The organism is Bacillus sp. SRL337 (assembly GCF_984799155.1).
In genome coordinates this window covers 2,517,325-2,530,938 of record NZ_OZ481793.1, presented here as the reverse complement: position 1 = coordinate 2,530,938, position 13,614 = coordinate 2,517,325, and the positions used below count along the sequence as shown (strand labels likewise).

17 protein-coding genes and 1 pseudogene are annotated in these 13,614 nt (G+C 38.6%); 11 read left to right on the top strand and 7 right to left on the bottom strand.

The genetic code is table 11. The features are described 5' to 3' along the window. Positions 1–23 precede the first annotated feature (23 nt). The 8 genes from AC4E8A_RS12790 to AC4E8A_RS12755 all read left to right on the top strand — a co-directional run bounded on the left by AC4E8A_RS12790 (position 24) and on the right by AC4E8A_RS12755 (position 7,248). Positions 24–209: a hypothetical protein gene (locus AC4E8A_RS12790; protein WP_490193536.1), complete on the top strand. Its 186-nt coding sequence runs from the start codon at positions 24–26 to the stop codon at positions 207–209. A 294-nt stretch (positions 210–503) separates the two neighbouring features. After that, positions 504–2,141 (top strand): ribosomal protection-like ABC-F family protein, encoded by a 1,638-nt coding sequence (abc-f, locus tag AC4E8A_RS12785; protein WP_490193535.1) that lies wholly within the window; start codon positions 504–506, stop codon positions 2,139–2,141. Positions 2,142–2,868: 727 nt separating this feature from the next. Beyond that, the gene (locus AC4E8A_RS12780) at positions 2,869–3,528 is read left to right on the top strand and encodes a potassium channel family protein (RefSeq protein WP_490193534.1); all 660 of its coding nucleotides are present in this window, start codon (positions 2,869–2,871) and stop codon (positions 3,526–3,528) included. A gap of 675 nt (positions 3,529–4,203) precedes the next feature. After that, positions 4,204–4,512 carry a hypothetical protein gene (locus AC4E8A_RS12775; RefSeq protein WP_490193533.1) on the top strand — a complete coding sequence of 103 codons (309 nt, stop codon included), beginning with the start codon at positions 4,204–4,206 and terminating at the stop codon, positions 4,510–4,512. Between the two features lie 198 nt (positions 4,513–4,710). Next, on the top strand, positions 4,711–4,995 hold the full coding sequence (locus AC4E8A_RS12770; RefSeq protein ID WP_490193532.1) for a hypothetical protein: 285 nt from the start codon (positions 4,711–4,713) through the stop codon (positions 4,993–4,995). Positions 4,996–5,132: 137 nt separating this feature from the next. After that, positions 5,133–5,801: a DNA alkylation repair protein gene (locus AC4E8A_RS12765; protein WP_490193531.1), complete on the top strand. Its 669-nt coding sequence runs from the start codon at positions 5,133–5,135 to the stop codon at positions 5,799–5,801. An 85-nt stretch (positions 5,802–5,886) separates the two neighbouring features. Further along, positions 5,887–6,606: an alpha/beta fold hydrolase gene (locus AC4E8A_RS12760; protein ID WP_490193530.1), complete on the top strand. Its 720-nt coding sequence runs from the start codon at positions 5,887–5,889 to the stop codon at positions 6,604–6,606. A 249-nt stretch (positions 6,607–6,855) separates the two neighbouring features. Next, the gene (locus tag AC4E8A_RS12755) at positions 6,856–7,248 is read left to right on the top strand and encodes a putative immunity protein (RefSeq protein WP_490193529.1); all 393 of its coding nucleotides are present in this window, start codon (positions 6,856–6,858) and stop codon (positions 7,246–7,248) included. A 476-nt stretch (positions 7,249–7,724) separates the two neighbouring features. Here AC4E8A_RS12755 and AC4E8A_RS12750 read toward each other — a convergent pair whose 3' ends face one another. From AC4E8A_RS12750 to AC4E8A_RS12725, 6 genes are all read right to left on the bottom strand, one after another. Continuing rightward, positions 7,725–7,883 carry a hypothetical protein gene (locus AC4E8A_RS12750; protein WP_490193528.1) on the bottom strand — a complete coding sequence of 53 codons (159 nt, stop codon included), beginning with the start codon at positions 7,881–7,883 and terminating at the stop codon, positions 7,725–7,727. A 101-nt stretch (positions 7,884–7,984) separates the two neighbouring features. Next, complete coding sequence (locus AC4E8A_RS12745) at positions 7,985–9,028, bottom strand: IS30 family transposase (RefSeq protein WP_490193527.1); 1,044 nt, start codon at positions 9,026–9,028, stop codon at positions 7,985–7,987. Positions 9,029–9,125: 97 nt separating this feature from the next. Beyond that, positions 9,126–9,362 carry a hypothetical protein gene (locus AC4E8A_RS12740; RefSeq protein ID WP_490193526.1) on the bottom strand — a complete coding sequence of 79 codons (237 nt, stop codon included), beginning with the start codon at positions 9,360–9,362 and terminating at the stop codon, positions 9,126–9,128. 133 nt (positions 9,363–9,495) lie between these two features. Next, a complete protein-coding gene (locus AC4E8A_RS12735) occupies positions 9,496–9,792 on the bottom strand; it encodes a TIGR04104 family putative zinc finger protein (RefSeq protein ID WP_490193525.1) in 297 nt (98 codons plus the stop codon). Between the two features lie 46 nt (positions 9,793–9,838). Next, a complete protein-coding gene (locus AC4E8A_RS12730) occupies positions 9,839–10,015 on the bottom strand; it encodes a hypothetical protein (protein ID WP_490193524.1) in 177 nt (58 codons plus the stop codon). A 553-nt stretch (positions 10,016–10,568) separates the two neighbouring features. Next, positions 10,569–10,748: a DUF4083 domain-containing protein gene (locus AC4E8A_RS12725; RefSeq protein ID WP_490193523.1), complete on the bottom strand. Its 180-nt coding sequence runs from the start codon at positions 10,746–10,748 to the stop codon at positions 10,569–10,571. Between the two features lie 113 nt (positions 10,749–10,861). Here AC4E8A_RS12725 and AC4E8A_RS12720 point away from each other — a divergent pair, with 113 nt between their 5' ends. After that, positions 10,862–11,209: a hypothetical protein gene (locus AC4E8A_RS12720; RefSeq protein ID WP_490193522.1), complete on the top strand. Its 348-nt coding sequence runs from the start codon at positions 10,862–10,864 to the stop codon at positions 11,207–11,209. Positions 11,210–11,277: 68 nt separating this feature from the next. Here AC4E8A_RS12720 and AC4E8A_RS12715 read toward each other — a convergent pair. Next, a pseudogene (locus AC4E8A_RS12715) lies at positions 11,278–11,613 on the bottom strand (permease); the annotation flags it as partial. Between the two features lie 450 nt (positions 11,614–12,063). Between AC4E8A_RS12715 and AC4E8A_RS12710 the strand changes: the two are divergent. Then, positions 12,064–12,978, top strand: coding sequence for a GNAT family N-acetyltransferase (locus tag AC4E8A_RS12710; protein WP_490193521.1), 915 nt, complete (start codon positions 12,064–12,066; stop codon positions 12,976–12,978). A 277-nt stretch (positions 12,979–13,255) separates the two neighbouring features. Then, positions 13,256–13,600 (top strand): ArsR/SmtB family transcription factor, encoded by a 345-nt coding sequence (locus tag AC4E8A_RS12705; protein WP_490193520.1) that lies wholly within the window; start codon positions 13,256–13,258, stop codon positions 13,598–13,600. Positions 13,601–13,614: the final 14 nt, after the last annotated feature.

Genomic DNA, 13,614 nt, shown 5'->3' with positions numbered 1-13,614 from the left:
GCTCAAAAATGGAGGAATTTAAAATGGGGCTTTTAGTCGGAATAAGCGTATTTATTTTGGCCATTGTGCTTTTATCTCTTGAAATTGCAGTTGTGGAAGACAGGGGCACCAGCTTTTGTTCGTATATGGAGGCTTGTAAACGGAGCCTGCTGTTTGTCATACCCTTAGCCCTGATTGCGATGGCGATGTATTATGCTTTCTTTAACTGAACAGACAGTATGTTGCCAGGAACTGCCGCCTAATGGTAAAATAGCTTTAACATAGACGAAGGGACTGATGGGTGGACGATGGATAACTAACCTATTTTTTAAAATTTGAAATGAATGATTTCAGATTATAAAAACATAGGATTAGTCTGCCCATTTTTCTATATACAAGGAAGCGGATAAACCTTTTGGGTTCATCGCTTTCTTTAGGTACGGTAAAATGATAGATGACTAATCCTTCCAACATTATTGGGAGGATTTATTTGTTCTCCCTTAGAAAAGAAGGGATGAAGCTTTATGATAGAAATGCTTCAATTGCAAAATATCAAGGTGGAAATACAACATCATCTGCTGTTTGAACAAATCAATACGAATGTACAGCAAGGGGATGTCATTGGGGTCATCGGTAAAAATGGGGCCGGCAAATCGACATTGCTGCACTTACTGAATGGGGATATAGAGCCTGACGGAGGCAGCATTAAACATCTCCAGGAAAATCTGGTGTTTACTATGGTGGAACAAGAAACGGAGTCCTATTCCTTTGATGAGGTGACGCCTCGGGAGGAAGCGATTCTAGGCAAATGGAACGTGCCAACGCGTGAATTCTCGAAATTGAGTGGGGGAGAACGATTAAAAGCCCGGCTGGCAAAGGGATTGGCGAAGGATGCTGATATCCTAATGCTCGATGAACCAACCAATCATCTGGATGAGAAGAGTACGGAGTTTCTCATCACTCAGGTCGGTGAGCACCAGGGAGCAGTTATTCTGGTGTCGCATGACCGGTACTTCCTCGATAAAGTGGCTACGAAAATATGGGCAATAGAAGACCAGAAGCTCATAACCCATATGGGCAATTACAGCAGCTATATGGAGGAACGCGAGAAGATAAGGCTCATTCAGCAGCGTGAATATGAGAAACAACAAAAGATGAAAGAACGGATCGAGGGGCAGATGAACCAATTAACCTCCTGGTCAAAATCAGCACATGCGCAATCGACAAAACAGGAATTTCCGAAAGAATACTATCGATCAAAAGCAAAACGAATGGATGCCCAAGTCAAATCTAAACAAAAGCGGCTTGAAAAAGAACTTGAAAGAATAAACGCGGAGGCACCCAAGGCGGAATATGAAGTCCACTTTCAACTGAAAACCAGTCATAAAGCAGGCAAGCGTTTCCTGGAAGTGAAGGACGTGGAAAAAACCTTTTACGGTCATACTCTGTTCCAAAGTGCCAACTTCACCATCCTGCATGGGGAAAAGGTCGCCATTACAGGCGAGAACGGAAGAGGAAAGACGACATTCATTAATATGGTCATGGGTAATGAGCCGGTCAGCAAAGGTGAAATTTGGGTATCGCCTTCCGCCAACATCGGCTACTTGACACAAGAAGTCTTTGATCTGCCTCTTGATAAAACACCTCAACAGCTGTTCTATCAAGAGACGTTTGCAGAGAGAGGGAAAGTACGGAACCTGATGAAACATCTTGGTTTCCTGGAAACTCAATGGTCTGAGCCCATTAACCAAATGAGCATGGGGGAACGGGTCAAGTGTAAGCTGATGAAGTACATCATGGACGAAAAAGAGGTCCTCATCCTTGATGAACCGACCAACCATCTTGATCTGCCATCACGTGAACAGTTGGAAGAAACATTAGAACACTTTACAGGGACTTTGTTGGTGGTTTCACATGATCGATATTTTCTTGAAAAAACAACAAACAGCAAGCTTGTATTCGCCAACCAAACCATCGTGAAAGAATTCAATGAACTGGAACCATCAAAAGTGGATGACCGGGAACAAAAGAGAATGGCTCTGGAAACGGAAAGGCAGGAAGTCCTGGGGAAACTCAGCTTTATGACTCCAACTCATAAAGAGTATAGAGAGCTTGACAAGAGATTTATAGAGTTGACGGAAAGGATCAAGGCGCTTCAATGATGAGGCCTGAAGAATGAGGGGGTGCCAGTGGTTCTGCGCTGGCCCCTTTTTTTGTACCGAAGAATTTCAGGAATATAAAACAGCGTAATGTCCTGGACATTACGCTGTTTTAATGAGTTAACTTTGAGACTTGATCATCAGCAGCAGCTTTAAGGTTTGTAAAATTATGGGATAGTTGTCTTTATTCCCTTTGGACAGTTTAACAAAAAAGAAGGAAATTAATCGAAAAGAACAACACCAAAGACGAAAATTCATTTGATTAAAAGAATTACTAAACTTAACTATTGCCCTCAGGATATTAAAGTAACGTTGAAAATTCAGAGCCTTGCTTAGGTAGGATTCTTATGCAAACGCTTGTGGCACCAAGAAGACATAAAGGGCAATCAGTATAGTAGTATTGTTTGTCGTTGAAAATCCCACAAGAGTACAGACACAAAAATAAATTGGTAGTAACCAATAGTCCTATTGTGTCATTTTTTTACAATGATGCATACAATCTTGTACATTAATACAAGTGTATGAATAACATTGAAAAATCAAGGAATATCCTTCTGCTCTGCTAAGCCACCATTAATTGAACAAGAGTATTGCTCAAATCGATGAAATTTGAAATAATTGGTATTATATTGAAGGATGGAAACACGGTAGAGAATTATGATAAATTTCCTTCCTTATTGGAGGGATATTCATAAAGAAAAATATAGTTTATTTTACGTATGAAATTGTATTGGCAGGTTTAATTATTTATTCGTTAATTGTTAAGCTACCTAATGATCAAGACAAGGTTTTATCCTGGTTTGTATGGGGACTATTTTTAGTTGATTACATCGTCCGTTTCATAGTTAGTAAGGATAAGTGGGAGTATGTTAAAAAACATCCATTGGAATTGCTGGCAATTATACCTTTCGATCAGGTATTCAGGGCATTACGGTTGGTTCGACTTGTAAGATTACTAAGATTGGTAGTTTTGTTAAAAAGAAAAGATTCGTTTCTCGAGGTTGTAGCACAAAAATACAAAGTGGATCGAATATTTGTGATTGTTATTGCTTTATTGTTTTTAAGTGCGATTACAATGTATTGGATAGAACCGAGTTTTAACTCCTTTGAAGATGCTCTTTGGTGGTCCATTGTGACCACCACGACTGTTGGGTATGGAGACTTGTATCCTCAAACTGCTGTGGGCAGGATAATTGCTTCTTTTTTAATGTTTGTAGGTATTGGGTTGATTGGTACAATAACTGGAATGGCAGCCTCTTTCTTTTCAAGGGATAAGGAATTTCCAGAAGAAATAAAGTATGTTAGAGAAAGAATTGATAACTATTCCTCGCTTAGTAATGAAGAGATTGATTTGATAATCAGAAAGTTAGAGAATTTGAAGGAGAAATAGTGATTAACTAGTCGTATATAGTTTCCTCAATTATTTTTGAGCATGCAGTTGAAGTGCTGCTAAGAGAGAAAAGGAAATACTTGAAGTGACCAACTTGATAGCTGAAGATACTCATACCGATTATGAACTGCTATGTGGGAATTAACAGCAGACCAAATGTATCAAGTATTTACAACTATTTAACAGGAGAATCTCAATCAATTCCTGTGATACTAGCTGGGTTGATTTAGGGCAATCTTCAAATACTCCAACTTTAGACTTTCGGAAAAATCATTGGTTACGTCATAAAGATAACTTGAATAAAGTACGTAATCCAGTTCGTTATGATTGGATATTAGTAAAGTCTTGTTTTCCTAAGGAAGAACCTAAAATAGCTAGTCACGGTTTATTTGCAAATAGAACTATAGGCTTGAATAATATATTTGCTAGCGATCACTATGGCTTCTATATAGATTTATATTTTCCTAAATGAAGAAAACATCAAATTCATTTCTGGTTAGTGTTTTTCAACTACCGTGGGAGTTTCAGAACAAGCAGCCCGCCTTTGTTCAAGTAAAGTCCGGCGAAATAAAATGAAACGAAACTTATATTTACAGGATTTCGTCTAATAACTAGATGGGTGGGAACTAATTTGAACTTAACATGTTTTTTGTGGAAATACAGAGGAGGGGTTATATGAGTACGTCAATCCTGAATTTTATTTTGGGGTTTATTTTGCCGTTGTCCATAGTGATCGCTTCCGTTTATTGGACAATAAGAATTAGCTACTCAAAAAGATTTATACCCGCGTTTTCGCTTATGCTCTTAGCCATTTCAGCCTTTTTCTTGCCCTTTTTACTGGCTGCAATTGATGTAATCGAAAAAGGGTTCGGACCAGGCATACAGAGTATTTATTACTCAGGTTTCCTTGGGGTGGGAGTATTGGTGAATGTTATTGTAGTCACTTGTATAAAGAAAAATAAAGAAATTGATATCACATTATAAGGGCAATAACTGAAGGGTCAGCAAATGGATCCGGCTATTGCCCTTGTTTAATTATTGGGCATGGTTTTTCAATACGGAATCATAAATAAAGGGCATTTACTTTGAGGTTTTAGGTTTGAAAAAATGAAATGCAAAAAATTGAGACGATGCACTTTAGTATATTGTACGTTATAACGAAACTTATATGGAGGAGTAAATATGTGGGTGATTTTAGGGGTTATGGCAATAGCAGCAACTTTTGTGAATCTTTATTTGTACACAGCAGGAAAAGATTATAAGTTAGCTATGGCGATGGGATTATCTTTTACAGCATTAACAATTTGTGCAGATTACAGTTATGTATCTCGGTGGATAGTAGCGGAAGATTGGGCGGCTTTATCGGATGTAGTTCCTGGTATGGCAAGGGCATTATGGGTATTGACCATTGTTTCTATCTTACTAAATATAGCACCTATATTTTTAGAACGAAAAGGAAAAAAATAATGACTTATTGTCACATCATTAATATAATAGGCAATTATTCTGTAAGTCTTACCCCAACTAATTGGTGAAGTATGAAGGATTTAAGTTCTTGATACCCCGTAGTATGAAGTAGTGCTTTACAAAAGGAGTTGTATAAAATGAACGAAAATAAAGATACAGAAATAAAGCGCTCTTCCATCGCAGAAAACATTCTCATGGAGATCAATAGTAAAACGAAGCTGGGCGACCTACGTAAAATCGCGAAGGATATTAAAAGAGATCACGAACTCGCTATGGAACTTTGGTCAACCGAAGCGTTTTTGCCCAGACTATTAGCAATCTTAATTATGGACAAGAAACTTCTTTCACAGGATGTGCTGAATAAGCTTGATAAGGATATGCAGACTCACACTTTTGATGAGCGAAACAACTTAATGGATTGGTTATTGGCTAATCAGCTCACCAAAGACAAGAAGAGAATTGCGTTGATGGAGTCATGGGAAAATAGTCCATCTTCTCTTCAAAGGCGAACTTTCTGGTATTACCAAGGGCGATTAAGATGGACTGGACAAACACCGCCAGATAACACTGCATACTTGCTATCTGCAATAGAAGCCAATATTTCGCAGGAAGAGCCGGAAGTTCAATGGGCTATGAATTTTACCGCAGGCTGGATCGGCGTTTTTGATGAAAAGAATCGTGAACGATGTATTAAACTTGGTGAGAAAACGGGTCTTTACAAAGATGAAAAAGTATCAAAAGGATGTACTCCCAACTATTTGCCAGAGTTCATTACAATTGAAGTTAACAAACGATTTCATAATTAGTTCGCTCTGAAAAAATTAGTAGGAATTCAAATTCTCAATATGAAATGGTCATAGGAATGGACCGAATAATAATAAACAACGTGTTATGACAGCTTGTTATAGAAAAGAGGGGGAGATTCCAATAAAGAGAGTCTACTTTTTACACGGATTTATGGGTACAGGAGAAATTCATTTCTCTAATCAAGTTTCTAGTTTAGGGGATGATTATGAAGCTATCCTAATTGATTTACCTGGACACGGGAATTCATCCATTGAGGCTTCTGATAACTATTTTGAAGGAGCTCTAAAATACGTTATTTCTCAAATAAAAAAAGAAGGCGAAGTATTTTTGGTTGGATTGTCTTTAGGAGCATCTTTAGCTATACATATTGCCCTTAGAGAGCCAGAGCTAATAAAAGGAGTTGTGCTCACTGGTTATTCACCATATATTCCTGAAGAGTTAAAAAATGTTATGGAGAAACAATATGATTTCTTCTTAAATATTGAGGAAAACGATAAAGAGACAGCAGAATACTTTAAGTCCCTGCACGGAGATAAATGGCATAAGACCTTAAAAAAGGTCTTGTATCAGATGACGTATAAGTATCCAAGAGCTACCCCAGAAGAAATAAAGAGTATAAGAGTTCCAATGTTGATACTTAATGGCAGTAATGAAATGCACGAAGTAGAGGCATCGACTTATATGAAGAAACTGAATAATGATATTAGAGTTGGACTGGTTCCTTATGCAGGGCATACAGTCAATATTGAAGAACCAGCAATATATAATAAGATACTTATAACATTTTTAGAGGCTAACACATAGTACCAATTCATCAGCCACTTTCTTCTGTTATAGGGTGGATTCAATTCAATAAAACAGATGTATATCCAATATCCCCAATACATAATTACATTCAATAAACTGTATGAGTTATTTTAGAACAGGATTTTGCTAGTTAGATGTCTTGCTTATTATAGGGCATCTTAATTTAGGCAAGATAAATTTCAGTAATGTGTGACATTTAAATGAGCAGAACCTATTTCATGATAATTGGCGATGGGGGGCATAGAAATGTTTTCAGATGTAGAACTCAAGTTAAAGAAAAGAAATAAGTTGTTGTTTTCTCGTGACAGTCTTTGCTTGCAGGAGTTAATAAAATTGATTCAATTACAAAATCATCGAACTCTGGTTATGTGGGCATTGGATTGTGCAGAATTGCCTTTAAACCAATTTGAAGCAAAGTACCCGAACGAACGAAGACCCCGAACCTGTTTAGAACTATGTGAGAATTGGGCAAGGGGAAAAATAAAAATGCCTAAAGCAAAACAGGCTATTTTAGGATCACATTCAGTGGCAAAAGAAATTGATGATCGTGAGTACGGAGCTTTATACCAAGCAATTGGCCACGCGGGAGCTGCCGTACATGTAGAAACACATGCTTATGGCTTCCTATTTATGAATTGACAGCCATTGTACGAAGCTACGGAGTCGATAACTTCAAAGAATCAGTACGTGAAAAGATCAATTATTATTATACCCGTTTGCAATACTGGCAAGAAACTACAGATCAACTTGAACTTGAATGGGCGGATTTTTTGTTAGATAATACCAAGGCCAATAAGGAAAAATTGTTGAGTGAACGTAATGTAAAGCAATAAAAAGTGACTGGTAAATTGAAACTATCTCCTTGTAAATAAATTTACTAACTTTGAATGGGTTTGTGAAATAACTACTTAAAGTAGTTTGCTGAAAAGGCAGCCGTCTTTTGTTCAAGTAAAGGGAAGGGTAGTTAATTATGTGATGGGGATTATTGAAAAAGTTCTCTTGGTTAAGCTCTCCTCAAGATATATTGGAGAACCAGGCAAAGAAAAAGGGGTCAGCATTACATATTCCTAGAAAATAGAAGCAGGAATGTCAGTGGCCCCCAAGCGCATGTATATTCACTTTTTATACGCACTTATCATATCGGACAGGTACGTATTGAAATCATTTACTTCGTTATGAAATTCATAGATGATAAACATATCTTCTACCACATATAAATTGTGGGAAACCATATCCGCCGATTCTGTTTTCTTAATAAAAGTATCTCTTGCCATTTCAGCTAAGCTTTTACTCGAATACTTACGTAAATTGCAATATTAAATGCAACACCCTTATACAATCCTAGGGGAACTTCTCGTTGTGTAGAGTTGGTGGCCTAGGCCACCAACTCTACACAACGAGCGAATTGTTCATTTGGCGTCTCGTAATCTAGAATTTTCCGGGGCATCTCGTTCATCCAGGTTTCAACCTCTTGTAACGTCTTGTCTGTATAACGATGGATGGGCTGCCCTTTCTTAATAAACCTTCGGATTATCCCGTTGTGTCGTTCGTTTGTTCCTCTCTCGAATGACGCATATGGATGGGAGAAGTAAACGGAAATCCCGTTGTTCTCACCAAGCGCACCTAATTCACTAAATTCTGAACCGTTGTCCGCGGTGATACTTTTGAACACCTTCGAAAGATTGTCTTTAAATGGGGCAAATAGTTGTTTTATTCCGTCTTGGACACTGGATGCTGTCTTGCTTGGTAATCGCATCAAGAGCTCTTTTCGCGTCTTACGCTCAATCAGTGTCAGTAAGGCTTCGTCCTTTGATTTCTGTCCAATGACCGTATCAATTTCCCAGTGACCAAATTCCTCCCTTGTTTCAACGGAGTCACAACGTTCTTCAATACTCTGACCAAAGATGCGCTTCGGTCTGCGTAACCGTTTCCTCTTGGTTGAGCGACGCAATTTCATCGCTAAATCAATGTTTCGAACAGAAAGCCTACCGGCATCTATCCAATTGTAAAGGGTCTTGGTACTTGGAATGTAAGAGTTCTTTAGAATGTTAGTTTTCTTCGCGTGGCCGACGATTGTATCGGGTGCCCACTTATCTTCTAGCATCTTCTCTTCTGCATAGAGAATGAAGGCCCACGATTTCATGAAAACGGTTGGCATTCCGCAGTTTTGACGGTTTTCTTTATATACATGAGCTCCGACATCAGGAAAGTATTTTTCGTATGGTTTACGACGCGTATCCAACTGCGTGACGGTCCCTCTTTTCTTTTCTCGAGAGATTGTACTGACATGACGGCCTGTACGCTTTGCGATCTCTCTGAGAGAAAGATTCATTTTCAGGTAAGCATGGATTTCTCCTCTCTCGGAATCGCTCAGGTGTTTAAAGCTGCGAGTCTTTGTGCTAGAATGAATTTGAGTCATAGGGAAAACCTCCGTAATTAATTGTTTTAGTCGACATTAATGTTACAGGTTCCCCTATGACTTTTCTATTTTTTTGGTGTTGCATTTCATTTTACAATTAACCACTCGAATACTTATAGATATGCAGGAAACCTTCACTTGTCATTTCAAGGTGATGGGGTTCCATTCCAAGCAGTCGTTTATCAAATGTGGATTTATGGTTAATTGATACTTCATTAAACTCAATGCTTTCTTCCCTTAGGTATTCTTTAAGCCCCTCTATACTACCTTTGTAAAGGAGGATTGCAAAAAATAAACAGAGGAAAACAAGGAGCATAGAGATAACCTTCTTCATTTAGAGCACCCTCTATCAGAAATAAATTAATAAATATCCTCATATATTAACCTTCGCAATAATTGAAGAAGAAAACTAGCCGGATCAATTAGCGGATCTTCAGTTATTTGCCCCTTAGTGTAAATACATTAGTTCACAGAGACTCTTTATAGGTAACCAGAAAAGGTGCCAACAAAGAACCCATTATAAAAATAAAAATAGCTATACCAAAGGTTACAAATCCATTGTTAAAAGGAGACAGAAAATATCCAAAGGTGAGCATAGGAAGAATAGTAAAAGAGACAAATATAAACCTGCTTGGTATGGTTATCTTATGAGTTGTATCGCATTCGTTGCATTTTATAGGTTTATAACTCAGCCAGAAGGACTCATAGATTTTCCTCCAACTTAATTGTGCATGGCATTTCCCGCATTCTTGCAAAATAATCACCTCAATAATAATCCTTTACTTGAATAAAGGGCGGTAATAGCTCTCTTTACTCCATTCGTTCTTTATTCCGATCGTACTCTCTTTTCTTGAAAAAGAGGATAACAATAATGGTAACCACTCCTATTAAGTAGGAAGAATCCTGGTTTTGAATGGCTTTATAAGCAAGAAGTAATAGGCAGCCTATTGAAAAAACAATAAGTAAGATTATTTTATTCTTTGTCAAAATCCAGCCTCCAGGTTTAACATAATGGACATAAAGGTAATTAGGGCAACTTATACATTCGACTAACCCGCTCGTTGGTTTAATGTTCGCTATCTTTCCCTATCCTTATTTTACCACAGGTTAGACTGCCAATTTACTAGTTAAAAGAATAGGGAATGGCATTTTTCTCCCAAGGACAATAGCTGTTGTCCAAGATAATAGTGATGTCATTTCTGACCATTTCCTCGCTAAAAACTTAATGAAACTTGATATAATAAAAAACTGACCTATGACAATTCATAAGTCAGTTTCAATGTCATTTATTTGGAATGCATCTAGAAAACTTAGTATCCTTTTTCACAACGCTGATTGGAGTGGAAGGTGTTCGACGTCCTTCAGCCGGCGGCTAGAGAAAGTCAACTTCAACTCACTGCATTCATTTTATTCCCTTATCTCATGAGGGAGCTTCCATTCAGTACGTCGATGAAAGGCCGCTCCGTGGAGTCGCTCACCTGGAGCGAAATAAACACTTCTTTATAAAACTGAAGTGAATAAGGCATAGCAGGGCACCTCATCAATCCCGCTTTTCGAGCAGCTCTATAATTCTATCTAATTTCTCACTGATATCATCACCATTGTATCTTGCTGCAGAAGTATTGATAAGCAACCTTCTGATAAAAAGAGTAAAGGAAACGGCTCCTAAAAGTACCACCGCAAAGATGACAGCTGTAAAAAGATAATCTCCCGCGAACATAGAAGACCTCCTATCTTTTTGGATAATTATACCACAAATATTGGCAGTGCCTGTATTGAAACCCGATATGTTGGAGTTTCGTCTAATTTTATATAGTGAATAGGGGTGGCTCTATGAAATATTGGTTTGATTACCTACTTGCAATCTCGTTGAATGGATTTTCCTATTACATCGCAAGTTTCTTCCTCACGAATGAATTAGCTTTTTGGCAAGCGATACTGATCGGTTTTTCCGTCGTGACGTTAGGTGCGTTGTCAGAAGCTGCAGGAAGTCCCATGTGGCTGATTGTGCTGGTTCCCTTTCCGGTGGGAATGCTGTTGCTTTATTCCTTCCTTAATGTATCTGTCCCGTTATGGTTTTTAACCTACATGACCACGTTGGCCATCTACACGGTCATCCATATACCGATGAGTTATTTCTTTCAATTCCATTCGTTAATCCCGGCATGGAAGCTATCTTGATTGTGGCTGGCCATAAAACGTTCAAAGAAAAGCCGCATGCCATCCACACTTGCCCGCAGATGCCAAACTCAGATGAAATAGAAGAGATAACCCGAAACGGTGGACATCGTGATGACCGAAAGGACAAATAGTATAATCAGTTCCTTCTTGAAAATCGATCTAAGCAGTACGATTTCAGGCAGACTTGCTCCTGCTGAACTAATCATCATCGCCATGACGTGGCCGAGTGCCATCCCTTTCATGATAAGGATTTGCGAGATGGGAATCATGCTTGAAAGCCTGATATAAAGAGGGATCCCTATAATGGAAGCGATAGGGATCAACCACCAATTATCTTCACCGAAAATGGAAGAGATCCATTCAGTTGGCACCAATCCGTGAATAATTGCTCCAACTGCCGCTCCGGAGGCTGTGATGAAAGCAAAGAGAATCGCAGCCAGACCAGCTGTCATTTTGTTCTTGCCCTTATTTCCTCGCCATCTTTTCAAAAGGGATAAAGCCATGTAAATGCCTGATCAATAAGAATTGACAAAAAATAAAAGAGTTTACTCGAAAGAAAAAAATAAATTAGTAAGCGTTTCAGTCCACATCTTTATTTCCCTTACTGCTAGTGAAACTGGATCGGGTATAAATTAGTCATCGATTAAAGGTATCTCCTATTGAACACTGCAGGCTGACCCAAGTGAACCAGCCTGCTTTTTTAATGATTAGCCAGCCAGTTAGGATGTGGGCGAGAGTAGTTTGCAATTTGTAAGACTGACAGCCATTTTCCCTATCATAGAATCCGTGTGATACAATTGTAAATAATGGAAATTCATTTCAGCTGCTGGGTTGGTAGAAAAGGGGAGAGAGAGATGGGTAAGCAAAGTGAATCTTTAAAGGAACGGATTGAGTTAGGGGATGGATTGAGGTTGGTTTATCAGGAACCTGAAGACTATTATCGGTATTATTCGATCTATTATGGACAGAAATATGCAGACTACTTTTTTAGAAGGTCATCCTTGGCGGTAAAAGAAATTGTATCGATTTTTGACTGCGGCTATTTAATCATGAAGGACGAAGACACGATTGGCGGTGTATTCCTAAAACCTAATTTCATGACCGATTTATTTGTTAATCCTCCCTTTGAGGATTATGAAGGGCTGGCTGACAAGGTATTGACCCATTTGAGAAAGATATCAAACGCTCACGAGAAAATGATTTTGAGAGATATTGTAGAAGAACATGTTCCAACCTATCGACAAAGAGGATGCCTGATAAACGAAATAAATTACTGGATGATTCGTCCAACGCAATCCATACAGGCAGTTCTTCCCAATGGGTATGCCGCCAGGCCCGTTGGAAGGGAAGATACTGTTGATTTAGCAGATTTATTACTGAAATCCTATAACGCAAATCCGGCTTATAAACAAATCGGAACCCAGGAGGATTACACGAATCATGTAAAGGAGTTCATGGACAAATATCAAATCCATGAAATTATGGATGAGTGTTCAAGGGTTGTAGTAGAAACAAGAACGGACAACATAGTTGGCGTCTGTCTGCACATGGAATTTGAGGATTATCCTCTGATCATGAGTCTAGCAGTGGACCCGGAGCACCAAAAAAAAGGTCTTGGCCGATTTTTGTTATCTCATTCTATAAACATATCCAGTAAAGAGTACCCAGCTACCCGATTAGCTGTCATCAAAGATAACCCAGCCATCAAGCTGTATGAAGACCTGGGCTTCATAAGAAATAGATCGATAACGGATATGTATTTAGTATGAAACCGGCTGAAACCAGCCTGAAAATATATATATAAAACCCGGAATCAATTTTTCCGGGTTTTTGCTCTACCACATTTCTTATTCCCATTGTGAAGCAGGTTACTTCCCTTACAATTTCATTCTTGCAATTAGCATATAAGCGTTTTATTATATAAGCAGAACGTTATATGTAGGCAGGGTTTACGAACGGACTGAGTAGAATACTAAAAATACGAACATCACGGGCTCATATAAGTAAATTATTATCAAATTATTAAACGGATGGAAGGTGTTGCACATGCCTGCAGTATTGGTTGAGATCGAGAAAGCTGCGTCTGTATTGAAACTGCTTGGAGACAAAACCCGTCTGACAATGATGAAGATCCTGGAACAGCATGATTGCTGTGTGTGTGAATTTGTTGCGATTTTTAATACCAGCCAGCCGGCCATCAGCCAGCATGTCCGGAAAATGAAGGATGTTGGTCTGGTGAAGGAATCGAGAAGAGGGCAATGGATCATTTATTCCCTCAATACAACGAGCGAGTTTTATCCTTTGGTTAAGAGTTTGCTGGAGCAGATTCCAGACCAGGGCTTCAGATTAAAGCAATTGGAAGAACAGGGTTTAAGAATTTCCTGTGACTAGAAGGAGGAAGAATT